Below are 19,987 nucleotides of genomic sequence, written 5' to 3'. Positions count from 1 at the left end.
CTCCCTCGTGAATGTGGTACGCCCCGTCACCGACGACGACGAGGAGCTTGACGTTCAATCGCACCACGAGCAGGCCGATCTCGTGGTGTGCCACGCGCGACCCCTCGCCCAGTTCGAGCATCTCCCCGAGCACGGCCACCGAGCGCCGCTCACGCCCCGCCATGACGGCCAAGGACCGGAGCGCGGCGCGCATCGACTCGGGGTTCGCGTTGTAGGCGTCGTCGACGACCGTGATCCCGTCGGGGCGCTCGGTCACGGCCATCCGGTGCGGGCTGCCCGGCTCGGCCCGCCCGAGCCGCTCGGCCACGACGGCCGGCGCCTGCCCCGCGAGGATCGCGGCCGTCGCGGCAGCGAGCGCGTTCGACACGTGGTGCTCGCCCACCAGGCGCAGCGTCACCGGGACACGCACGTCCTCGGCGGTTTCGCCCGCGGCGGCAAGCCGGCCGCTGACGCGCAGCGTGAACGACGCCCGGCCCGTCGCGTCGATACGCACGTCCTCGGCGCGCACGTCCGCCGACGGAACGCGGCCGAACGTCACCACGCGGTGGCCCAGCCCGGTCGCGCGCGGCGCGAGCCCGAGCACGCGCTCGTCGTCGGCGTTGAGCACGGCGACGGAGCTCGGGCGCAGGCCGGTGATGACCTCGGCCTTGGTGTTGGCGATGGCCTCGATGCTGCCGAAGTTGGCGATGTGCGCCGTGCCGACCGCGAGCACGATCGCGATCTGCGGCGGCGCGATCGTGGCCAGGTAGGCGATGTCGCCGGGGCGGTCCGCGCCCATCTCCATGACGAAGTGCCGCGTCCGGGCCGACGCGCGCAGCACCGTGAGCGGCAGGCCCACCTCGCTGTTGAACGAGCCGCGCGGCGCGATGGTGTCACGCGGGTCCTCCCCCTGGACGAGCAGACCCAGCAGGTCCTTGGTCGTCGTCTTGCCGACCGATCCCGTGATGCCGAAGACGTGGACGTCGGGGTTCTGCGCGCGCAGCCGTTCGAGCACGGCCCGTGCGAGGTCGCCCAGCGCCCTGCGCACGTCGGCGACGACGACGGCGGGCACGTCGAGCTCGCGCTCGGTCAGCACGAGCGTGGCACCGTCAGCGACGGCACCGGAAGCGAAGTCGGCGCCGTCGACGCGCTCTCCCGGCAGGGCGACGAACAGCGACCCCGGCTCCACGAGCCGCGAGTCCGCGACCACCGGGCCGGTGACCCGCACCTGCGGGTCGGCCGCGAGCCGGCCTCCTGTCGCCTGCGCGACCTCGGACGCGGTCAGCTCGATCATGGGGTGGTGGTCCCTTCGTTCCTGCCGGTGCCCGGCCGGGCCGCGAGTGCGGCCCGGGCCTCGACCCGGTCGTCGAGCAGGACGTCGACCCCCGCGACGTCCTGGATGGTCTCGTGCCCGCGGCCGGCCACGAGCACCGTGTCCCCCTCGGCTGCCTGGGCGATGGCCACGCGGATCGCCTCGGACCGCGGCGCGATCTCGTGCACGGCAACCGTACGGGCCTGAGGATGCCGCGCGGATGGGGTCGGTACGGACGCCGGAGCCGACGGGACGGACCCGGTGTGCGTGGGTCCAGCCTGCGCGGCGACGGCCCGCGCCGCACGCGCTCCGGCCATGACCTGGGCCCGCACCGCGGCCGCGTCCTCGCCGTGCGGGTCGTCGTCCGTCACCACGACGACGTCCGCGCCGGCGACCGCGGCCGCGCCCATCGCCGGCCGCTTGCCCGCGTCCCGGTCTCCCGTCGCGCCGAACACGACGATCAGGCGTCCGGGCGTGGTGGGCCGCAACGCGCCCAGCGCGAGCTCGAGCGCCTCGGTGTTGTGCGCGAAGTCCACGACGACCCGCGGCGCGTCCGCTCCACCGGCACCCACGACCTCCATCCGCCCCGGGACGACGGCGGCGAGCCCGCCCGACGCGTCGAGCGCCTCGGCGACGTCCTCCAGGTGTGCCCCGCCTTCGAGCACCATGACCAGTGCGAGCGCCGCGTTGGCGACGTTGAAGCCGCCCGGCAGCGTCGTCGAGGTGCGCAGCGACCGGCCGTCGCGGTGCGTCACGGTGAACGCCGACCCGGTGCCGTGCGGCTCGACGTCGGTCACGACCCAGTCGGCGGCGTGGCCGCCGTCGTCACGCGCCGGCGTGGTGCGCAGCGTCGCGACGGGGATGGTCGCGACCTCCGCCATGCGCTCGCCCCAGGCGTCGTCCACGACCACGACGCCGCAGCGCGCGTGCTCGGGTGTGAAGAGCAGTGCCTTGGCCGCGAAGTACGACTGCAGGTCGCCGTGGAAGTCGAGGTGATCCTGGCTGAGGTTGGTGAACCCGGCGACGCCGTAGCGCACGCCGTCGACGCGGTGCAGCGCGAGCGCGTGCGAGCTGACCTCCATGGCCAGCGTGCGCACGCCGTCCTCGCGCATCGCCGCCAGCAGCGCCTGGAGGTCGGCGGCCTCGGGCGTCGTCAGACGCGACGGCAGGACGCGGTCGCCCGAACGCATCTCGACGGTGCCGACGAGCCCTGAGGTGAAGCCCAGCGCGCGCAGCAGGTGGTCGAGCTGGTAGGTCGTCGTCGTCTTGCCGTTGGTGCCGGTGACGGCGAACGTCGTCAGGTGCTCTCCGGGCGCCCCGTAGACCCACGCGGCGACCGGGCCGAGCACCGTGCGGGGGTCGGCCGCGACGAGCACCGGCACACCCGTGGCCGCCCCGAGCATCGCCGCTCCTGCTCCATCGGTGATGATCGCGCGCGCCCCTCGGGCGACGGCGTCGGCGGCGAACCGGGCACCGTGGGCGTGAGCGCCGGGCAGCGCGACGAACAGGTCGCCGTCGGCGACCACTCGGTTGTCCGAGGCGACCGAGGTGACCGTCGGCCCTCCGTCACCGGGCGGCAGACCTGCGGCGACGCTCAGGTCGAACGTGTGGGCCAGGTCCCGCACCCGGCGTGGCGTGGTGGCCTCGGGCCGGATCCGGTCGAACGGGGATGTCACGAGTAGACCCTAGCCCGTGCCACGCCCGGAACCGGCCGGGACGGACGCGCTCCGCCGCTGTTCGCGGCGGCTGGACACCGGTACCGGCACGGCACCCGTCGGTCGGCGCTCACCAGGTCAGCGGAAGCGGCTCGGGCGCGGGCTCGCTCGGCGGTACGGCCTCCTTCTGGAGCACGAAGCTCATGACGTCCCGGAACACCGGCGCCGCCACGACGCCGCCGAAGATCGAGCTGTGCGGGCTCTTGAGGAACACCGACACGGTGTAGCGCGGGTTGTCCGCCGGGGCGACGCCGATGAACGACGCCATGTAGGTGTAGCCGCCGCTCGGCAGGAAGATCTGCGCCGTGCCCGTCTTGCCGGCGACGCGGTACCCGGGGATCTGCGCCGCCTGAGCGGTGCCGTCCTCACCGGTGACCTCCTCCAGCATGTGCAGGAGCGTCGCGGCGGTCTCCTCGGAGATGACGCGCGACCCTGCGGCGGTCGAGGTGGGCTCCAGGTCGCCGCCCGGGGTACGCGTGCCCTTGACCAGCGTCGGAGGCACGCTGACTCCCCCGTTGGCGACCGTCGTGAACACGCCGGTCGCCTGCATGGCGTTGACCGAGACGCCCTGGCCGAACGCCACGGTGTAGCGGGTGCGCCCGTCCCACTGGTCGGCGGGGTGCAGGATGCCGCGCGACTCGCCCGGCAGGCCCAGTCCGGTCGTCTGGCCGAACCCGAACTTGTGCATGTAGTCGTACTGGACCTGCGGCGGGATCTTCTCCGCGATCTGCACCGTGCCCGAGTTCGACGACTGCGCGAGCACCCCGGCGAGCGTGAGCTGCTCGACGGGATGGTCGTGGGAGTCCCGGAACGTCTGCCCGTTGGGCGTGGTGAACATGTACGGCACCGTGAACTGGCTGCCGGGCGTCCACGCCCCCGACTCGAGCGCGGCTGCCATCGTGACGACCTTGCCGGTCGAGCCTGGCTCGAACACGTCCTGAACGGCACGCGATCCCTTGGCGACGCTCGCGGTCGAGCGGTCGTTGGGGTCGGCCGAACCCGAGTCGGCGATGGCGAGCATCTCCCCCGTCTTCGCGTCCTCGACGAGCACGATGCCGTAGGCCGCACCCGACTTGCTCACCATGTCGTTGATCGCCGACTCGGCCTTCCACTGGACGTCGTGGTCGATCGTCAGCACGACGTCGCCGCCCGGCACGGCGAGCGTCGAGTCCTGCTCGGCGCCGGGGATGCGCACGCCGTCGAGCGAGCGTTCGTAGGTGACCTTGCCCGCCGTTCCCGCGAGCACGGCGTCGTACGCCTTCTCGAGGCCGCCCTGCCCCTTCTGCTCGTCGTCGACGAAGCCGACCAGCGTCCCCGCCACCGAACCCGCGGGGTAGACGCGCTTGGAGACCAGCTCGGTGCGGATGTACGCCTGGAGGTTGAGCGCGCGGATCTCACGCTGCTTCTCCGGCTCGACGTTGCGCGCGAGCAGCACGTACCGCGACGTGCCGTTGATCTTCGCGGCGAGCTCGGCCTTGTTCGTGCCCAGCACGGGTGCCAGCAGCTGTGCCACGCCGAGCGCCCCGTCCGCGACCGGGTGGTCGTCGGCGTCGGTGCGGCCGTACGCGCGGAAGCTCTGGACGGCCTTGGGGTCGGCCGACACCGTGTACCGGTCGACCGACGTCGCGAGCACGACGCCGTTGCGGTCGGTGATCTCCCCGCGGTGCGCGGGCTCGACGACGGTCGTGGTGCGCAGGCTGCGCGCCTCCGCGGCCAGGTCCGGCGCCATGAAGACCTGGACCTGGACGAGCCGGCCGATGAACACGGCGACGACGAGCGCCGCGATCACCGTCAGCCAGCGCTGCCGCTTCTCGGGCGACGCCGCGCGCGGCGGGCGAGGTGGCACGACGCGGCGCTGGACCGTGCCCGACGAGCGCGCAACGGCCGTGGGGCGGGCCTGGGCACGCGGCGTCGTACGAGCAGGCCGGGCGGCACGCCCCGCCGCGGGCCTCGCGGCCGCGCCGACGGCCGGCTTGCCCGCGCGCGCGGTTGCCGGCGTACGGGCCGACGCCGCACCGCGCGTCGTGCGCGCCGCGTTCGGCTGCTGGCGGGCACCGCCCCGGCTCCCGGTCACGTCCCGATTCTGCGCGGTCGAGCCCGTTGGAGGGCGCGAGGCGCCCGCGCGTGTCGCGGGAACCTCGCGCCGCGTCACTGCCCGGCCTCGGGCACGGCGGCGGCCGCCGCGGCCGTGACGTCGAGGAACGCCGCACCCTCGCTCGGCACCATGCCCAGGCGCGTCGCCCGCTGCTCGAGCGAGGCCTCGGCCGCGCGCAGGCTCTCCTGCGTCGACTCGACGTCCTGCGCCGCACGAACGCCGTCGGACTGCAGCCGGGTCATCTCGTAGGAGCCCCGCGCCATCGTGGTGTTGAGCACGAGCACGGCCAGCAGCGCCGCGGCCAGCACCGACCCGCACATCACCAGGAACGGCACGCCCGAGCGCGCCTGGAGCGGCGCGCGCACGGCGGCGAACCGCCGCCCCCGTTCGGCGCGGCCTCCGGGCAGCGCGGTCAGGCGGGTGCGTCGCGACGGCGCGACCGGGCGGCTCGGAACTGCGGCCGGGGCTCGAAGTGCGCTCATCGACGTTCCTCCTTGCGGGTGATGCTGGGGGTGCCTGTCTTCAGGTGTGCGGGCGTGGGCCGCGTCCGGGTCGCCGCACGCAGCCGTACGGAGGCCGAGCGGGGGTTGCGCACGAGCTCGTCGGCGTCGGCCTCCTCGGCACCGCGCGTCAGCGCCTCGAGGTAGGGCCGGTGCGTCTCGGGCTCGACGGGCAGCCCAGGCGGCGCCGACGACGTCGTCCCGCGCGCGATGGCGCGCTTGACGATGCGGTCCTCGAGCGAGTGGTACGACTCGACGACGATGCGCCCACCCAGGGCCAGTGCCTCGATCGCGGCCGGAACGGCCCGCTCGAGCACCTCGAGCTCTCCGTTGACCTCGATCCGCAACGCCTGGAACGTGCGCTTCGACGGGTTGCCGCCCGTCTTGCGGGTCGCGGCCGGGATGCACGCGCGCACCAGGTCGGCGAGCTCGTGCGTGCGTGCCCAGGGACGCTCGACGCGTCGTCGGACGACGGAACGGGCGATCTTCGCGGCGAAGCGTTCCTCGCCGTACTCGCGCAGGACCCGCGTGAGCTCGCGCTCGTCGTAGGTGTTGAGCACCTCGGCCGCCGTGATGCCGGTCGTCTGGTCCATGCGCATGTCGAGCGGCGCGTCCTGGGCGTACGCGAAGCCGCGCCCGGCCTCGTCGAGCTGTAGCGAGCTGACCCCGAGGTCCATGAGCACGCCCTGGACGCCGTCGAGCCCCAGACGCGCGACGACGTCGCCGATCTCGTCGTAGACCGCGTGCACCGCGGTGAACCTGTCGCCGAAGCGCGCGAGCCGTTCGCCTGCCAGACGCAGCGCCTGCGGGTCGCGGTCGATGCCCACGACTCGCGCACCGGGCACCTGCTCCAGCACCGCCTCGGTGTGACCACCCATGCCGAGCGTGCAGTCCACCAGCACGCTGCCGGGCTCGGCGAGCGCCGGAGCGAGCAGGTCGACGCAACGCTGGAGGAGCACCGGCTGGTGGCGGTCCGCGGTGCTGCGCTCGTCGTCGGCCAAGGCTCCTCCTTCGTCTCGATCGGCCTGAGCCCCGGGAGGGACCCGGGGCGAGCGGGACCCCGTCCGGCCAGGTCTCCCTCCGCGTCCTGCTGGCGCCGGGGAAGTGGCGTCAGCCCCTCGCGGGAGGAGGCCTCGCGGGGCGGGGCCCCGAGGTCGTGCTGTGGAGTTGTCGGTCAGAAGGCGAGGTCCGGGAAGATCTGCTCGGCCGTCTCGGAGTACGCCGACTCCTGTGCGGCCAGGTAGCTCTCCCACGCCACGCGGTCCCAGACCTCGACACGGGTGCCGGCGCCGATCACGGCGACCTCCCGGTCGAGCCCTGCGTACTCGCGCAGCACGGGCGGGATCGAGACCCTGCCCTGCTTGTCCGGCACCTCGTCGCTCGCCCCCGACAGGAGCACGCGCAGGTAGTCGCGCGCCTGACGGGAGGTCACGGGAGCCTGCCGGACCTGCTCGTACATGCGGCCGAACTCGTCCATCGGCAAGAGGAAGAGGCAGCGCTCCTGCCCTCGCGTCATGACCAGTCCGGGAGCGAGTCGGGCCCGGAACTTCGCGGGGAGGATCAGCCGGCCCTTCTCGTCGAGCTTCGGGGTGTACGTGCCCAGCAGCAGGCCCGTGCCGACGAACGACTCCACTCCTGCCACGGCCTGCACCTCCCTCAGCGCTCCCGCAGGCTCCACCGTACTCCACTTCCCTCCACCAGACCCGGCAACTCGGCGGCGCGGGGCCCACCACGACGCAGACAGCGAGCGACGGTGCAGGTCAGCGCCACGAAGCCGCAGTGGAGAGCGGTGGAGGGACTTGGACATGCCGCGACACCCCGGGCGCCTCGGGCGGCCCGGAACCAGCTGCGCGACCCACCGTGGCGCGGCCCCGCGGGGTCCCGGGGGGCCGCAGGGAGGCGCGGGGAGAGCCCCGTTCGGGGAGTCGGTCGATTAGGCTCGGCCGTGTCCCCGAACGGGGTTCTCGCCCTCGACGCGGAGGTTCCCGTGCACCCCGAGCCCGCCACACCGACGCTCTCCGAACCCCCCGCACGCCGCCCCGCAGACGCCGGCACCCCGGGCGCCGAGCAGTCGGCAGGCCTGGGGTCGGAACAGGGTGCACTGAGGGCCGGCCTGGACGAGCTCGTCGACGTGACGTCACGCGTCCGGGACGCGATCGAGTCCGTCGCCACGGGGCGGCCGAGCCTGGCCTGGCTCACGGTCGCCGTGCTCCTCGCCGAGGGGCATCTCCTGGTCGAGGACGTGCCCGGCGTCGGCAAGACCACACTGGCCAAGGCGCTCGCGCGCTCGATCGACTGCCAGGTCGGCCGCATCCAGTTCACGCCCGACCTGCTGCCGAGCGACCTCACGGGCGTCAACATCTTCCGCGCCCAGACGCACGAGTTCGAGTTCCGCCCGGGACCCGTCTTCAGCAACATCGTGATCGGCGACGAGATCAACCGCGCGTCGCCCAAGACGCAGTCGGCGCTCCTGGAGTGCATGGAGGAAGGGCAGACGACGGTCGACGGCACGACGCACCGGCTGCCGCGCCCCTTCCTCGTCGTCGCAACGCAGAACCCCGTCGAGATGGAGGGCACCTACCCTCTGCCCGAGGCGCAGCGCGACCGGTTCATGGCCCGCCTGACCGTCGGCTACCCGGACCACGACGCCGAGATGCTCATGCTGGACCGGCAGGAGGCAACCTCGCCGCTCGCGCACCTGGCGCCCGTGACCACCGGCGCGACGATGCTCCGGCTGGCGGACCTCGTGCGGCACGTGTACGCCGCACCGGCCGTCAAGCAGTACGTCCTCGAGCTCGTCGGCGCCACGCGCGGGCACACCGCGCTGCGGCTCGGCGCGTCACCGCGCGCGTCGCTCCAGCTGCTCAAGGCGGCCAAGGCCAGCGCCGCCATGGCCGGGCGCGAGCACGTCCTGCCCGACGACGTCCAGGCGCTGGCCGTCCCCGTCATCGCCCACCGCCTCATCCTCACGACCGAGACGCGCCTGCAGGGCACGACGCCGCAGGACGTCGTGACACAGATCGTCGAGCGCACGCCGGTGCCACCTGCCCCAGGCCGTCGCTGATGACGGGAACGCTGCGCCGCATCGCGCGGGTGCGCCCCACACGCCGCGGCGTCACGCTGGCCGTGGTCGGCGTCGTCCTCACCGTGCTCGGAGGTCTGCTGCGCGTGCCCGACGCCGTCGGCCTCGGCGCAGCCGCACTCGGCGCCGTGGCCGTCGCCTGGATCACCCACGGGGTGCAGCGCCTCGACGCCGGGCGCGGCGCCCTGGCCGTGACACGGCAGGTGACGCCCGACCCCGTCGTGCGTGGCCAGGAGGCCGCAACACAGCTGCTCGTCGGCCCCGCGCGGCCGACGGCGGCCGCCTTCGAGAGGCTCGCGCGCATCCGGCTCTCCGAGCAGGCCTCGCACGAGCTCGCCGGCTCCTCGGGCGTGCGCGCACGCGTGTCCGCACGACCCGACCGCATCCAGGTCCGGTACGCGATCCACCCCGCACGGCGCGGGCACTGGCCGCTGGGACCGCTGCTGACCACGCGGACCGACGCGTTCGGGCTCGTCCGCACCACTCAGCCGCTCGGCGCACCCACCGTCGTCACCGTGTGGCCCCGCACGACCGAGCTGGCGGTGCACACCGGTCTGCTGGGCGACCTCGAGAACGTGGGCACAGGCGCACGCCGCACCGCACCCGACGACGCGGTGCTGCGCGAGTACGTGGCCGGCGACGACCCGCGCCGCGTGCACTGGCCGACCGCGGCCCGGCAGGGACGCCTCATGGTGCGCACCGACGAGGCCGCCGGGGTGCGGCCCGTCTCCGTCGTGCTCGACCGCGCGCTCCTGCCCGCTCCCGGGGAGCAGCGGTCGGTCGCCGGGACGCTGCACGGCGACGGCGAGTGGGCGGTCGAGCTCGTCGCGTCGCTCGCGTGCTCGTTCCTCGACGCCGGCCACCCCGTGCGGCTCGTCCCGACCGCACGCGCGGCGCTGGGCGACTCCCCTCGGTTCGTCACCGGCGCACGCACCGGCCGGCCCGCCCTGCTCGACGCGACCGTCGACCTGGCCGGTCCTCGCACCGCGGCAGACGCCGACGCGGCGCTCGCCGAGACCGCACGCTCCCTGCGCGCCGGACGCACCCCCGGCGAGGTCATGGTCGCCGTCCTCCACCCCCAGTCCACGGACGCGCTGGGCGAGCTGGCCGCGCTGTCGACCGAGGGGGCCTCGTGCTGGGCGCTTCTCGTCGCCCGGCGTGCCACCGACGCCGCGACTTCCGTCGCCGTCCTGCGGTCCGCGGGCTGGCGGGTCGCGACGACGTCCCCGGGGACGTCGCACGACCGGGCATGGTCGGCGCTCGCGGAGCGTGCCGAATGATCCCGGCCAGGACCCCGGCGACCGTGCGACTCGCCGTCTCGACCGGGCTGGTGATGCTCGCAGTCCTGACGTCCATGCTCGGGCTGCGCACGATCGTGCTGCCACCGTGGCCTGCCGTCGGCGTCGGTGGTGTGCTGCTGGTCGGGGCCGCGATCGCCGCGACACGCGCCGCGATCGGCGGGCGCCGGGCCCGGGTCGCCGCCGCGGCCCGGGCCGGCGCGCAGATCGGGCGTGTCCCGCGCGACGACGGCGGCACGTCCTCGAGCGTCCCCACTCTGGTGGGCACGCTCGTCGCGGCCTGGTACCTGCTTGCGCGCTTCGGGGGAGTCGGCGGGACGACGCAGTGGCTCCCGGACGCCGGGTCGTTCTCGCGCCTCGGCGACCTGCTCGGGGCGGCCGGCGAGATCATCCGCGGCGAGGTCGCTCCCGTCGTCGCCACCGCGCCCGTCGCCCTGCTGTGCGTAGGCGGCGCGCTCGGGGTGCTCCTCGCGGCGGACGCGCTCGCCTCAGGCCTGCGACACCCGCTGCTCGCGGCCGCCGCCGTGCTGGTGCTGTGGCTCCCCCAGCTCGTGCTCACGGGCGGCGTGCCGCGCGTGACCTTCGCCGTCACCGCGGCCACGCTCCTGCTCGGCCTCGCGCTCGACGCGCCGCCCGCGACACGACGCACGCACGACCTGCGCGTCGGAGCGCAGGTACGGCAAGCCGAGTGGCGGCGGGCGGCGCGGACGACCGTCACGGCTGCCGGCGTCACCGCGCTTGCGCTCGCGGCCTCGGCGGCCGCCGGGGGGACGACCGGGTCCGGTGGATCCTGGACATCCCTGTTCACGACGACGGCACGCTCCGTGCGGCTCGCCGACGACCTCGACATGGCCCGCTCGCTCAGCACGCGTTCGACCGCGGAGGTGCTGAGCTACCGGACCTCGACCGGCTCGACCGTCGGACCGCTGAGGCTCCTGACCCTGTCGTCGTTCGACGGCCGTCACTGGACCGGCGGTCCCGACGTCGACGGCGTCGAGTTCGAACCCGGCGATCTCCTCTTCCCTCAGGAGACGCGCCCGGCCGAAGAGCCGACACGCGTCGACGTCACCGTCGGCACCATGCGCGAGGACCGGCTGCCCTTGTCGATCGAGCCGCGCGCCGTCACGGCCGACGGTGGCTGGCGCTACGACGCCGACCGCGACGAGGTCGTCGGAGGCCCCACGACGCATGACGGCGACACCTTCACGCTCGACGTCCACCCGCGCTCGTTGACCGCCGACGCCCTGCGGGACGCGCCCGCAGGCGCCGACGTCGTCTCCGACGAGTTCCTCTCCGTGCCGACGACGAGCCATGAGGCCGACATCGCGCGCACCGCCCGCGAGATCGTCGGCGACGCCGCCACCGACTACGACCGCGCCGTCGCCCTCCAGTCGTACCTGCGCGACGCCACACGCTTCACCTACGACGTCGAGGTGCCGCGCGGGGAGACCGGCGACCCCGTGTGGGACTTCCTCCAGCAGCGCCAGGGCTTCTGCGTCCAGTTCGCCACGACGATGGTGACGCTGGCCCGCACGCTCGGCATCCCGGCCCGCCTGGGCGTCGGCTACCTACCCGGCACCCCCGTCGACGGTGGCGTCCGGTGGACCGTGACGGGCGAGGACTCGCACGCCTGGCCCGAGCTCTACTTCCCCGGCAGCGGCTGGGTCCGCTTCGAACCGACGCCCGCCATCCAGGCCGGCGCCGTCCCCTCCTACGCCGACCCGTCGAGCGTCGGCGCGAGCCCCGCACCGACGCCCACCGCCGACGAGCGCACGGCGCCCACGACCGCAGCGACGGCCCAGGCGCCCGCACCAGGCACCTCCCCGGCCACACCGCGCGCCCAGGAGCAGGTCGTGGAGGGGACGTCGTCCTCGCGCGGCTGGCTCGTCGGTGCGGGCCTCGCGCTCACGGCCGGAGCGGCGATCGTGGTCCTGTGGTTGCGCCGTCGGTCCGTGCGTCCCCCGCTCGACGCCGAGTCCGCGTGGGTACGCGTCGTGACGGCGCTCGCCGGAGCGGGCATCACTCTCCCGACCGCGACGACCCCGCGCCAAGCGCCTCAGGAGGTGGCGCGCGCCTGGGCTGCCCGCACAGGCGAGGCGATCCCGGACCCGGTGCAGGACGCGCTCACCTCGCTCGCGGGCGCGCTGGAGGCCGAGCGCTACGCCGCGCAGGTCGATCCGCTCGGCAAGGACCGGCTCGCCCAGCTCACGCGCGACGTCACCGCGGGAGTCGCGGCAGTCGGTCGGTCCCGGGTCGGCGCCGGGCGCTGAGCACCTGCGCAGCATGAGGACCGCGCGGGCACCACGCGCCGGACCTCGCGGGCCGCGAACCGTTCGCGCGGAACTCGCCGCGCGCCGTGGGGGCGCATGCGCTGCTCGGGAGCGCGTCGCCACGGGTGCGCAACTCCGCCGCCGACGTCACTCCACGGGCACGTTCCGCGCGGGCCGCTCGGGCCGTTCGGCCCCTCGTGCCCGGGTACTGCGGCTCGTTCTTCCGGGACGTAGGGCGCCCTCAGCGCCCGAGGTCGCGCCGACGGTCCCAGCGCGCCTCAAATCGCGCCATGAGGCCCGCCCTGCCCTGGCGTCCGCGCTTTCGCGCTGGTCGCGCTGCGACACTGCCGTCGTCACGGACGGCCCCGGCCGGGCCCCGGGAGCGCGGCACGAACGCGAAGGCCCAGGCCGCGGCGGCGAACATCACCGCGAATCCGACGACACCGACGATGACGTTCGATTTCGCCGCGCCGAGCACGAGAACGAGCAGGCCGACGATCAGTCCGATGGCGGCCACCACGTAGCGCGCCACGGGGCGACGGCCTGAGGACTGGAGGGTATTGGCGAGGCGGGGATCGTCGCTCGTCAGGGCGCGTTCCATCTGTTCCAGCACGCGCTGCTCGTACTCGGACAGAGGCATCGCGACCCCCTCGTCTGGTGGAGTTCTTCCTCACAACAGGATAGGCCCGCCGCGAGACGTTGGGGTAATCAGGCGAACACCGTCCGATCGCACGACGCACCTCGGACTCGGCTCCGGGAGCAACTTCACCCGGTCGGGGCGTGTCGGGAGTCGCGGAGACGCTCGCCATCCTCCACCGCGCGCCTGCTCGCCGACGCCATTCCGCCTGGTCCGAGCCCGATCGCGGACTTGCCGAACCGCAGCCGGACGGCGTCCAGAGCGAGCTCGGCGTCGCGCTGCGCGGAAGGCCGCTCCGCGCTCGCCTCGTCCAGCGTGAGCTGCTCCGCCAGCCCGGCGCGCGGTTGCAGGCTCTCGGCTCGCACGCCCACCAACCGCACGGGCAGCCCCTGGAGATCGACCCCTGCGAGCAGCTCTCTCGCCACGCGGTAGAGCTCGCGCGCTACGTCTGTCGGGCCGTCGAGCGTGCGGGACCGGGTCAGGGTGCGGAAGTCGCTCGTGCGAACCTTGAGCGCGACGGTGCGCGTGACCACGCTCTGCTCGCGCAACCGCGCCGCGACCTTGTCGCACAGCTCGAGGACTCGCGACTCGACCGCGCGCAGGTCGCTCTGGTCCGCGCCGAACGTCGTCTCGTTGCCGATCGAGCGCTCGTGGCTGACCGGGACCACGGGCCGCGGGTCACGGCCCCAGGCGAGGTCGTGCAAGTGCGCGCCCTGGACGCGACCCACCGCAGCCTGCAGCGTCGCGACGTCGGTGTCCGCGACCTGCGCGACCGTGGTGATCCCCCACCTCGCAAGACTCGCCTCTGTCTTCTCCCCGACACCCCACAGCGCCCCGACGGGAAGCGTGCGCAGGAACGGCACCGAGGCTTCCGCGGGCACGAGCAGCATGCCGTCGGGTTTGGCATGGGTCGACGCCAGCTTGGCGAGGAACTTGTTCTTCGCGATGCCGACAGAGCAGGTCACACCGTGCACCGCCTGAACGTGGGCGCGCAGGCGCGCACCGATCGCCGTCGGCGGCCCGAGGCGACGGCGCGCGCCCGACACGTCGAGGAACGCCTCGTCGATGCTGATCTGCTCGACGATCGGCGTGATCTCCCCCATCGTCGCCATGATCGCGCGCGAGACGTCGGTGTACCGACGGTGGTCGGGCGGCACGACGACGGCCTGCGGGCACAAGCGCAGGGCTGAGGCCATCGGGACTGCCGACCGCACTCCGAACGCCCTCGCCTCGTAGGTCGCGGCCAGGACGACCCCGCGCTCACGTCCCCCGACGATCACGGGCAGGCCGTGCAGCTCGGGCCGGCGCGCGAGCTCGCACATTGCGAAGAACGCATCCATGTCGACATGCATGATCGAGGTGCGGGACTCGTCCGAGCCCCAGTCGCGGTTCGCGGTCGCCGACCGCGGGGCCTTGCTCATGAGGCCGCCGTCGCCGCCCAGCGCAGCGGACGGGAGAACCCGGCGGCGGGGTCGACGATCATCGCGGCCTCGTCGCGGAAGTCCTCGGCGCACGCGACGAGCTCTGCCGCCCGCTCGGCGCTGACCGCCTCCCCGTGCCCGGCATCCACGCTCGCTCGCAGCCGGGCGCCGGAAGCGAAGTACACCGACCACGCGGCCAGCGACGGCTCGACCTTGGCCAGCATCTCCCACACCGTGCGCACCCCCGAACGCGGCCCGGGCTGCCCCCGCAGCTCCACCACGGCCGCGGCACTGCGCAGTGCCGCCAGATGTGCGTGCAGGAAGCGGTCGGCGGGGTCGCTCGCGTCGGCCGCCTCAGCGAGCTCGGCGTCGGCCAGCACGAGCAGACGCGCGACGGCACCCGGCACGACCGGCGGCGCCACGGGAGCCGGCGCAGAAGGGGCCGTTCGCTCGCCGACGGCCGATGCTGCCGTCCGGCGCCGCGCCGTGTGCTTGAGGGTCATCTCGCACCTCCCGTCCGGCGGGTCACCCCGCCCCACCAGTCTCGAACACCTGTTCGATACTTGTCAACTGTGACCGTGTGGTTCACAACCCTTGGGACACTTGACCTATGGCCCGCCGCAGCGCGCGTCCCTCGAGACGCTCCCCATCGTCCGCCGAGCCACCGACATCCCGCGGCGCGCTCCCCTCCGGGCCCGTGCCGATCGACACGGGGACCGCCGAAGTCCTGCCCGACCCCGACCACTCCGCACGCATGACCCTCCAGGTCAACGGAGTCCCGAGCTCCTACCTCGACCTCGCCGACCCCGGGTTCCTCGCCTTCGAGTACATGCAGCAGATGAACGCCGTCGTCTGCGCTACGACCTCGGGCCCGCTGCGCGCGCTGCACCTGGGGGCCGCGGGGTGCGCGCTCGCCCGGTGCTGGGACGCCGAGCGCCCGGGGTCACGCCAGGTAGCGGTCGACATCGACGCCCGACTCGTCGTGCTCGTGCGCGAGTGGTTCGACCTGCCGCGCGCCCCGCGTCTGCGCCTGCGGGCCGACGACGCCGCCCGCGCCGTCGCGTCGGCGGCGCCGGGGAGCTACGACGTCGTCGTCCGGGACGTGTTCGCGGGCGACGCCACACCCGAGCACCTCGTCACGGGCGAGACGGCCGAGCACGTCGTCAAGGCGTTGCGGCCCGGCGGGATCTATCTCGTCAACTGTGCCGACCGCCCGCCGCTCGCGCGCGTCCGGCGCGAGCTGGCGACGCTCGCCGCGGCCTTCGGACCCGACGCGGTGGCCGAGGGACGGCTCGCGCTCGTCGCGGAGCCCGGCATCCTCAAGGGCCGCCGATACGGCAACCTGGTCCTCGCCGCAGTGCGGTCAGTCTCGCGACCGGCTCGCGCGCAGCACGCCCAGACGGACGTGTCGCCGTCCACGGACTCACGCGCCGGGGGTGGCACGGGCCTCCCGGCCGCGCCCGGACCCGAACCCGGACTGAGCGCCAGCCAGGGTCCAGCGATCGAACCCGAGACACCCGACCTGAGCGTCCCGGCGCTGGCGCGCGCGCTGCGCGCCCTCCCGGTCCCGGCCCAGCCGGTCACAGGCCCCGGGCTGGAACGCTTCATCGCGACGGCCCGCCCGCTCTGAGCGGCGAACGCCGCCGCCACGACGCGCACACGACGCGGCCGCGGGTGCGACCCGGCGCCCGAACGCATCGGGGAACCGGGCCGCGCCCACGGCCGGCGTGACGGCGTCGTCAGAGCGGGACGACTTGGTCCGCCTGCGGGCCCTTCGGACCCTGCGTGATCTCGAACTCGACCCGCTGCGCCTCCTCCAGCGTGCGGTAGCCGTTCGTCTGGATGGCGGAGTAGTGGACGAAGACGTCGGCACCGCCGCCGTCCTGGGCGATGAACCCGAAGCCCTTCTCCGCGTTGAACCACTTCACAGAACCCTGCGCCATGCTCGTGCTCGACCTTCCTGCTGCCTCCGGCGGGCCTGTTGGCCGACCGTCGATGCAGTGTTGCACGTCACACGCCCCGCGTCACGGGTTCTCCACAGGCCGGTTCACTCGTCGTCGGCCTGCTGGGCGAGGAACCGCTCGAACTCCGCCGCAAGCTCGTCTGCCGTCGGGATGGGCGCGGCTTCCGCCAGGAGGCTCGTCCTGCCGAGGCTGCGCGCAAGCCTGTCGTACTGCTCCTCGAGGGCCGTCACGACGGCACGCACCTCGCTCGAGTCGCGCACCTGCCGCTCGACCTCCGCCGTCGCGTCGGCCGCAGCTGCGGCGAGGCGACCCGTGACGAGGTTCAGGCCGGTCGCCCGCTCCACGTGCTGCAGCGCCACCACGGCTGCCGGCGTGTACTGCGAGGACGCCAGGTAGTGCGGCACGTGGACGACGAACCCGAGCGCGTCGTGCCCCGCCTCGCCCATGCGGTATTCGAGCAGCGCGCCCATCGAGCTGGGCACCTTCACGGTCCCGAAGAACGAGGTGTAGTCCTCCGTCAGACCCGGACGTGTGCCGTGCGCCGTGAGCGTGAGCGGGCGTGTGTGGGGCACTCCCATCGGCACACCGTGGAACCCCACCATGAGCGAGACCCCCACTCCTCGGTGAGCTGCCGCACCGCCGCGATCACGCGCTCCCACTGCAGGTCGGGCTCGGCTCCGTGCAAGAGCAGGAATCCCGTGCCGTCACCGTCCCGCAGGTGGTCGATCGCGAGGAACGGCTCGTCGTAGGCCGTCCATCGGTCCGCGTCGAACGTCATGAAGGTCCGCTTCGAGCGGTAGTCCAGAAGCTGGTCGATGTCGAACGTCGCCACGCGCGTCGACTCGAGCTCGGTGACCAGGTGCGTGGCACCGATCACCCCGGCGCTTCCCGCGTCGACGAACCCGCGCAGCGCGTGCAGCATCACCGGTCCCGACCGGGTGCCCTGAGCGCTCCGCATGCCGAGCGTCGCGGCGACCGCCTCCTCGTCGACGGTCACGACTCCTTGCGGATCGAGCACGTCCACTCCTTCCATTCGGCGACGTTGTGTGCGGCGACGTTTGCCGTCATCGACGTCAACCAGCCGGACACCACCATGCTTCCCGCCCGCATGTTCGCCCAGCGCGGACCATCGCGGACCAGCGCGGCTCGCCTGCGCGCCGACGGCGCGGCGCACCGGACGGTCCCAGGGGACGAGCCCGCGAACACCCGCACGGCGCCCCCGGCGGCGTCCGCAGCGGCGTCCGCGGCTCGGACGCGAACACCGCGGCACCGCTCGTCGGCAATAATGGACGGCCGACCCGTCGGACGGGTCGCACGGACGCGGCGCGATGGGAGGACTCGTGGCAGGCAGGCAGGACGAGATCGTGCACGAGCAGGCAGTCGTCGACGAGCTCTACGCCCGCCTGGACGTGTTGCGGGCGCGCGCACGTGGTCGCCTGCGCGACGTGCGCCGCGAAGGACCCTCGGGCTCGCCGCAGAACCGCTCGGAACGCGACGCGTTCGCGACGCTCTACGAGGACCGCGCCGCCCAGCTCGACGCGGTCGAGGACCGCCTCGCGTTCGGCCGCCTCGACCTCGCCGCGCCCGAGCCAGACGGCGAGACCGCCGTCCGGTATGTCGGCCGGATCGGCCTCACCGACGACGAGCAGCGGTCGCTGCTCACCGACTGGCGCGCCCCCGCCGCCGAGGCGTTCTACCGTGCGACGTCGCTCCAGCCTGCGGGCGTGCGCCGCCGTCGCCACCTGGTGACCTCGGGCCGCCGGGTCACGGGCGTGGAGGACGAGCTGCTCGACCTCGAGCACGCCACCGACGATGGGGGCCAGCTCGGCGCTGCGTCGCTGTCGGGCGAAGGCGCCCTGCTCGCGGCGCTCGCGACGCGTCGCACCGGCCGCATGAGCGACATCGTCGCAACCATCCAGTCGGAGCAGGACCGCATCATCCGTTCCGACCTGGGCGGAGCGCTCGTCGTCCAGGGCGGGCCCGGCACGGGCAAGACCGCGGTGGCCCTGCACCGCGCCGCCTACCTGCTCTATGCCCACCGGCGCCAGCTGGAGCGGTCCGGTGTGCTGCTCGTGGGTCCGTCGCGCTCGTTCCTGCGCTACATCGATCAGGTGCTCCCCTCGCTCGGCGAGACGGGTGTCGTCTCGACCACGCTCGGCGAGCTGCTTCCCGGCATCACCGCGACCGTGGTCGAGGACGGTGCCGTCGCCGAGATCAAGGGCCGGCTGCTGTGGGCCGACGTGGTCCGCCGCGCCGTGCGGGCGCGCGAGCGTGTACCCGAGCGGGACGTGCGGGTGCAGCTCGACGGCCACCACCTCGTCATCCGTCGCCGTGACGTGCGCGACGCGATCGCCCGGGCACGCCGCACCCACAGGCCCCACAACGAGGCCCGCACCGGTTTCGTGCGCGACATGCTCGCTCGTCTCGCCGAGCAGTACCAGGCGGCCGAAGGTCGCGAGCACACGCCCGAGGACCGCGCGATGGTGCTCGAGGACCTGCGCGGCATGCGCGAGGTTCGGGTAGCGCTCAATCTCGCGTGGTTCCCCATCTCGCCCAAGAAGCTGGTCGACGACCTGCTCTCGCGGCCGCACCGGCTCGCCGAGGCCGCCCCCGAGCTCACCGACGCCGAGCGCGCGGCAGTGCTGCGCGCACCCTGGGCGCCGTGGACCGAGTCCGACGTCCCGCTCCTGGACGAGGCGGCCGAGCTGCTGGGCGACGACGACGACGTCTCGCGCGCCGAGGAGCGCGCGCTGGCCGCCGAGCGCGCCGAGGCGCTCCGGCACGCCAGGTCGGTGCTGGCGTCGGGAGCGGCGGCGGGCGCCATGATCCCCGTCGACGCCGAGACGCTCGCCGAGCGGTTCGCGTCGGGAGGTCCGCGCCTGACGACGGCAGAGCGGGCCGCGACCGACCGCGCGTGGACCTACGGCCACGTCGTCGTCGACGAGGCGCAGGAGCTGTCGCCGATGGCGTGGCGCCTGCTCGCACGACGCGTCCCGACGCGCTCCATGACGATCGTCGGCGACGTCGCCCAGACTGCCTCGCCGGCAGGTGCGCGCTCGTGGTCCGCCGCGCTGGCTCCCGTGCTGCGTGACGGTTGGCGGCTCGAGGAGCTCACGGTCAGCTACCGCACCCCGGCCGCGGTGGCCGACGCCGCACAACGCGTGGCCAAGGCCGTGGGCCTGCCCGCCTCGCCCCTCACGGCCGCACGTGAGGTGCCGGGCGCCATCGTCGACGTCGAGGTGCGCGCGGGTGGGACCGCCGACGCGGTCGCCCACGCGGTCGCGGAGCTGGCACGGGAGTTCGTCGGGGCCGACGGCGGCGGACGCGTCGCCGTGATCGCGGACGCCTCGGCGCTCCCGTCGCTGCGTGCTGCCGTCGACGACGCGCTCCCGGACGTCCTCGGCGCGGACGAGTTCGCGCGCCTCGCCGCGCAGCGGCCCGAGGACCAGCAGGTCACCGTGCTCGCGCCCCGAGAGGTCAAGGGCCTGGAGTACGACGCGGTCGTGCTGGTCGAGCCCGTCGACGTCGCGGCCGGGCCGGGCGGCTGGTCCGACCTGTACGTCGCCATGACGCGCCCGACACAGCGCCTGACTGTCGTGCACGAGCGCGCTCTGCCGCCCGGTTTCACGGGCTGATCCCGTCCCTCGAGGCCATCCGGCGGGGTGACGCCCGGCGACACCGGAGTGGGACAGCGTGAGACGGGTTTGGACGCGG

14 protein-coding genes and 2 pseudogenes are annotated in these 19,987 nt (G+C 74.1%); 5 read left to right on the top strand and 11 right to left on the bottom strand.

Going from position 1 to position 19,987, the window contains the following annotated elements:
- Window positions 1-58 precede the first annotated feature (58 nt).
- The 6 genes and pseudogenes from ET495_RS02595 to mraZ all read right to left on the bottom strand — a co-directional run.
- Window positions 59-1,273 (bottom strand): annotated as a pseudogene (locus ET495_RS02595) (UDP-N-acetylmuramoyl-tripeptide--D-alanyl-D-alanine ligase); the annotation flags it as partial.
- Window positions 1,270-2,967, bottom strand: coding sequence for a UDP-N-acetylmuramoyl-L-alanyl-D-glutamate--2,6-diaminopimelate ligase (locus ET495_RS02590; RefSeq protein WP_129202376.1), 1,698 nt, complete (start codon window positions 2,965-2,967; stop codon window positions 1,270-1,272). The gene ET495_RS02590 and the pseudogene ET495_RS02595, both read right to left, overlap by 4 nt.
- 109 nt (window positions 2,968-3,076) lie before the next feature.
- Window positions 3,077-5,080, bottom strand: coding sequence for a peptidoglycan D,D-transpeptidase FtsI family protein (locus ET495_RS02585; protein ID WP_129202374.1), 2,004 nt, complete (start codon window positions 5,078-5,080; stop codon window positions 3,077-3,079).
- Between the two features lie 74 nt (window positions 5,081-5,154).
- On the bottom strand, window positions 5,155-5,583 hold the full coding sequence (gene ftsL / locus ET495_RS02580) for a cell division protein FtsL (protein ID WP_211340897.1): 429 nt from the start codon (window positions 5,581-5,583) through the stop codon (window positions 5,155-5,157).
- Window positions 5,580-6,602: a 16S rRNA (cytosine(1402)-N(4))-methyltransferase RsmH gene (rsmH, locus tag ET495_RS02575; RefSeq protein WP_129202372.1), complete on the bottom strand. Its 1,023-nt coding sequence runs from the start codon at window positions 6,600-6,602 to the stop codon at window positions 5,580-5,582. The genes ftsL and rsmH overlap by 4 nt, the downstream gene beginning before the upstream one ends.
- Window positions 6,603-6,775: 173 nt before the next feature.
- Window positions 6,776-7,243 carry a division/cell wall cluster transcriptional repressor MraZ gene (gene mraZ, locus ET495_RS02570; RefSeq protein ID WP_129202370.1) on the bottom strand — a complete coding sequence of 156 codons (468 nt, stop codon included), beginning with the start codon at window positions 7,241-7,243 and terminating at the stop codon, window positions 6,776-6,778.
- A 438-nt stretch (window positions 7,244-7,681) separates the two neighbouring features.
- On the opposite strand from mraZ, the gene ET495_RS02565 reads away from it, so the two are divergent.
- From ET495_RS02565 to ET495_RS02555, 3 genes are read left to right on the top strand one after another with little or no spacing between them, the layout of a single operon-like run.
- Window positions 7,682-8,665: an AAA family ATPase gene (locus ET495_RS02565; protein ID WP_211340953.1), complete on the top strand. Its 984-nt coding sequence runs from the start codon at window positions 7,682-7,684 to the stop codon at window positions 8,663-8,665.
- Complete coding sequence (locus ET495_RS02560; RefSeq protein WP_129202369.1) at window positions 8,665-9,963, top strand: DUF58 domain-containing protein; 1,299 nt, start codon at window positions 8,665-8,667, stop codon at window positions 9,961-9,963. Before ET495_RS02565 ends, ET495_RS02560 begins: the two co-directional genes overlap by 1 nt.
- Window positions 9,960-12,251 carry a transglutaminase TgpA family protein gene (locus tag ET495_RS02555; RefSeq protein ID WP_129202368.1) on the top strand — a complete coding sequence of 764 codons (2,292 nt, stop codon included), beginning with the start codon at window positions 9,960-9,962 and terminating at the stop codon, window positions 12,249-12,251. The genes ET495_RS02560 and ET495_RS02555 overlap by 4 nt, the downstream gene beginning before the upstream one ends.
- Before the next feature lie 241 nt (window positions 12,252-12,492).
- On the opposite strand, the gene ET495_RS02550 is transcribed toward ET495_RS02555, so the two are convergent.
- The 3 genes from ET495_RS02550 to ET495_RS02540 form a co-directional block, all read right to left on the bottom strand.
- Window positions 12,493-12,891, bottom strand: a complete 399-nt coding sequence (locus ET495_RS02550) for a DUF3040 domain-containing protein (protein ID WP_129202367.1) — start codon at window positions 12,889-12,891, stop codon at window positions 12,493-12,495.
- Window positions 12,892-13,016: 125 nt separating this feature from the next.
- Entirely contained in the window at window positions 13,017-14,309 is a 1,293-nt protein-coding gene (locus ET495_RS02545; protein ID WP_129202366.1) for a DNA polymerase IV, read from the bottom strand.
- Window positions 14,306-14,812 (bottom strand): SAV_6107 family HEPN domain-containing protein, encoded by a 507-nt coding sequence (locus ET495_RS02540; protein WP_129202365.1) that lies wholly within the window; start codon window positions 14,810-14,812, stop codon window positions 14,306-14,308. Before ET495_RS02540 ends, ET495_RS02545 begins: the two co-directional genes overlap by 4 nt.
- A gap of 194 nt (window positions 14,813-15,006) precedes the next feature.
- Here ET495_RS02540 and ET495_RS02535 point away from each other — a divergent pair, with 194 nt between their 5' ends.
- Window positions 15,007-15,939: a spermidine synthase gene (locus ET495_RS02535; RefSeq protein WP_245993266.1), complete on the top strand. Its 933-nt coding sequence runs from the start codon at window positions 15,007-15,009 to the stop codon at window positions 15,937-15,939.
- Between the two features lie 109 nt (window positions 15,940-16,048).
- On the opposite strand, the gene ET495_RS02530 is transcribed toward ET495_RS02535, so the two are convergent.
- Together ET495_RS02530 and ET495_RS02525 are read right to left on the bottom strand one after the other, a co-directional pair.
- Window positions 16,049-16,252 (bottom strand): cold-shock protein, encoded by a 204-nt coding sequence (locus tag ET495_RS02530; protein WP_129202361.1) that lies wholly within the window; start codon window positions 16,250-16,252, stop codon window positions 16,049-16,051.
- Window positions 16,253-16,356: 104 nt separating this feature from the next.
- A pseudogene (locus tag ET495_RS02525) lies at window positions 16,357-17,306 on the bottom strand (PAC2 family protein).
- Between the two features lie 307 nt (window positions 17,307-17,613).
- Here ET495_RS02525 and ET495_RS02520 point away from each other — a divergent pair.
- On the top strand, window positions 17,614-19,908 hold the full coding sequence (locus ET495_RS02520; RefSeq protein ID WP_129202360.1) for a HelD family protein: 2,295 nt from the start codon (window positions 17,614-17,616) through the stop codon (window positions 19,906-19,908).
- The last annotated feature ends 79 nt before the right edge of the window (window positions 19,909-19,987 follow it).

Origin of the sequence: Xylanimonas allomyrinae, assembly GCF_004135345.1 — a bacterium.
Lineage (GTDB): Bacteria > Actinomycetota > Actinomycetes > Actinomycetales > Cellulomonadaceae > Xylanimonas > Xylanimonas allomyrinae.
The sequence above is the reverse complement of the archived record's forward strand: the minus strand, read 5'-3'. Positions and strand labels throughout refer to the sequence as shown.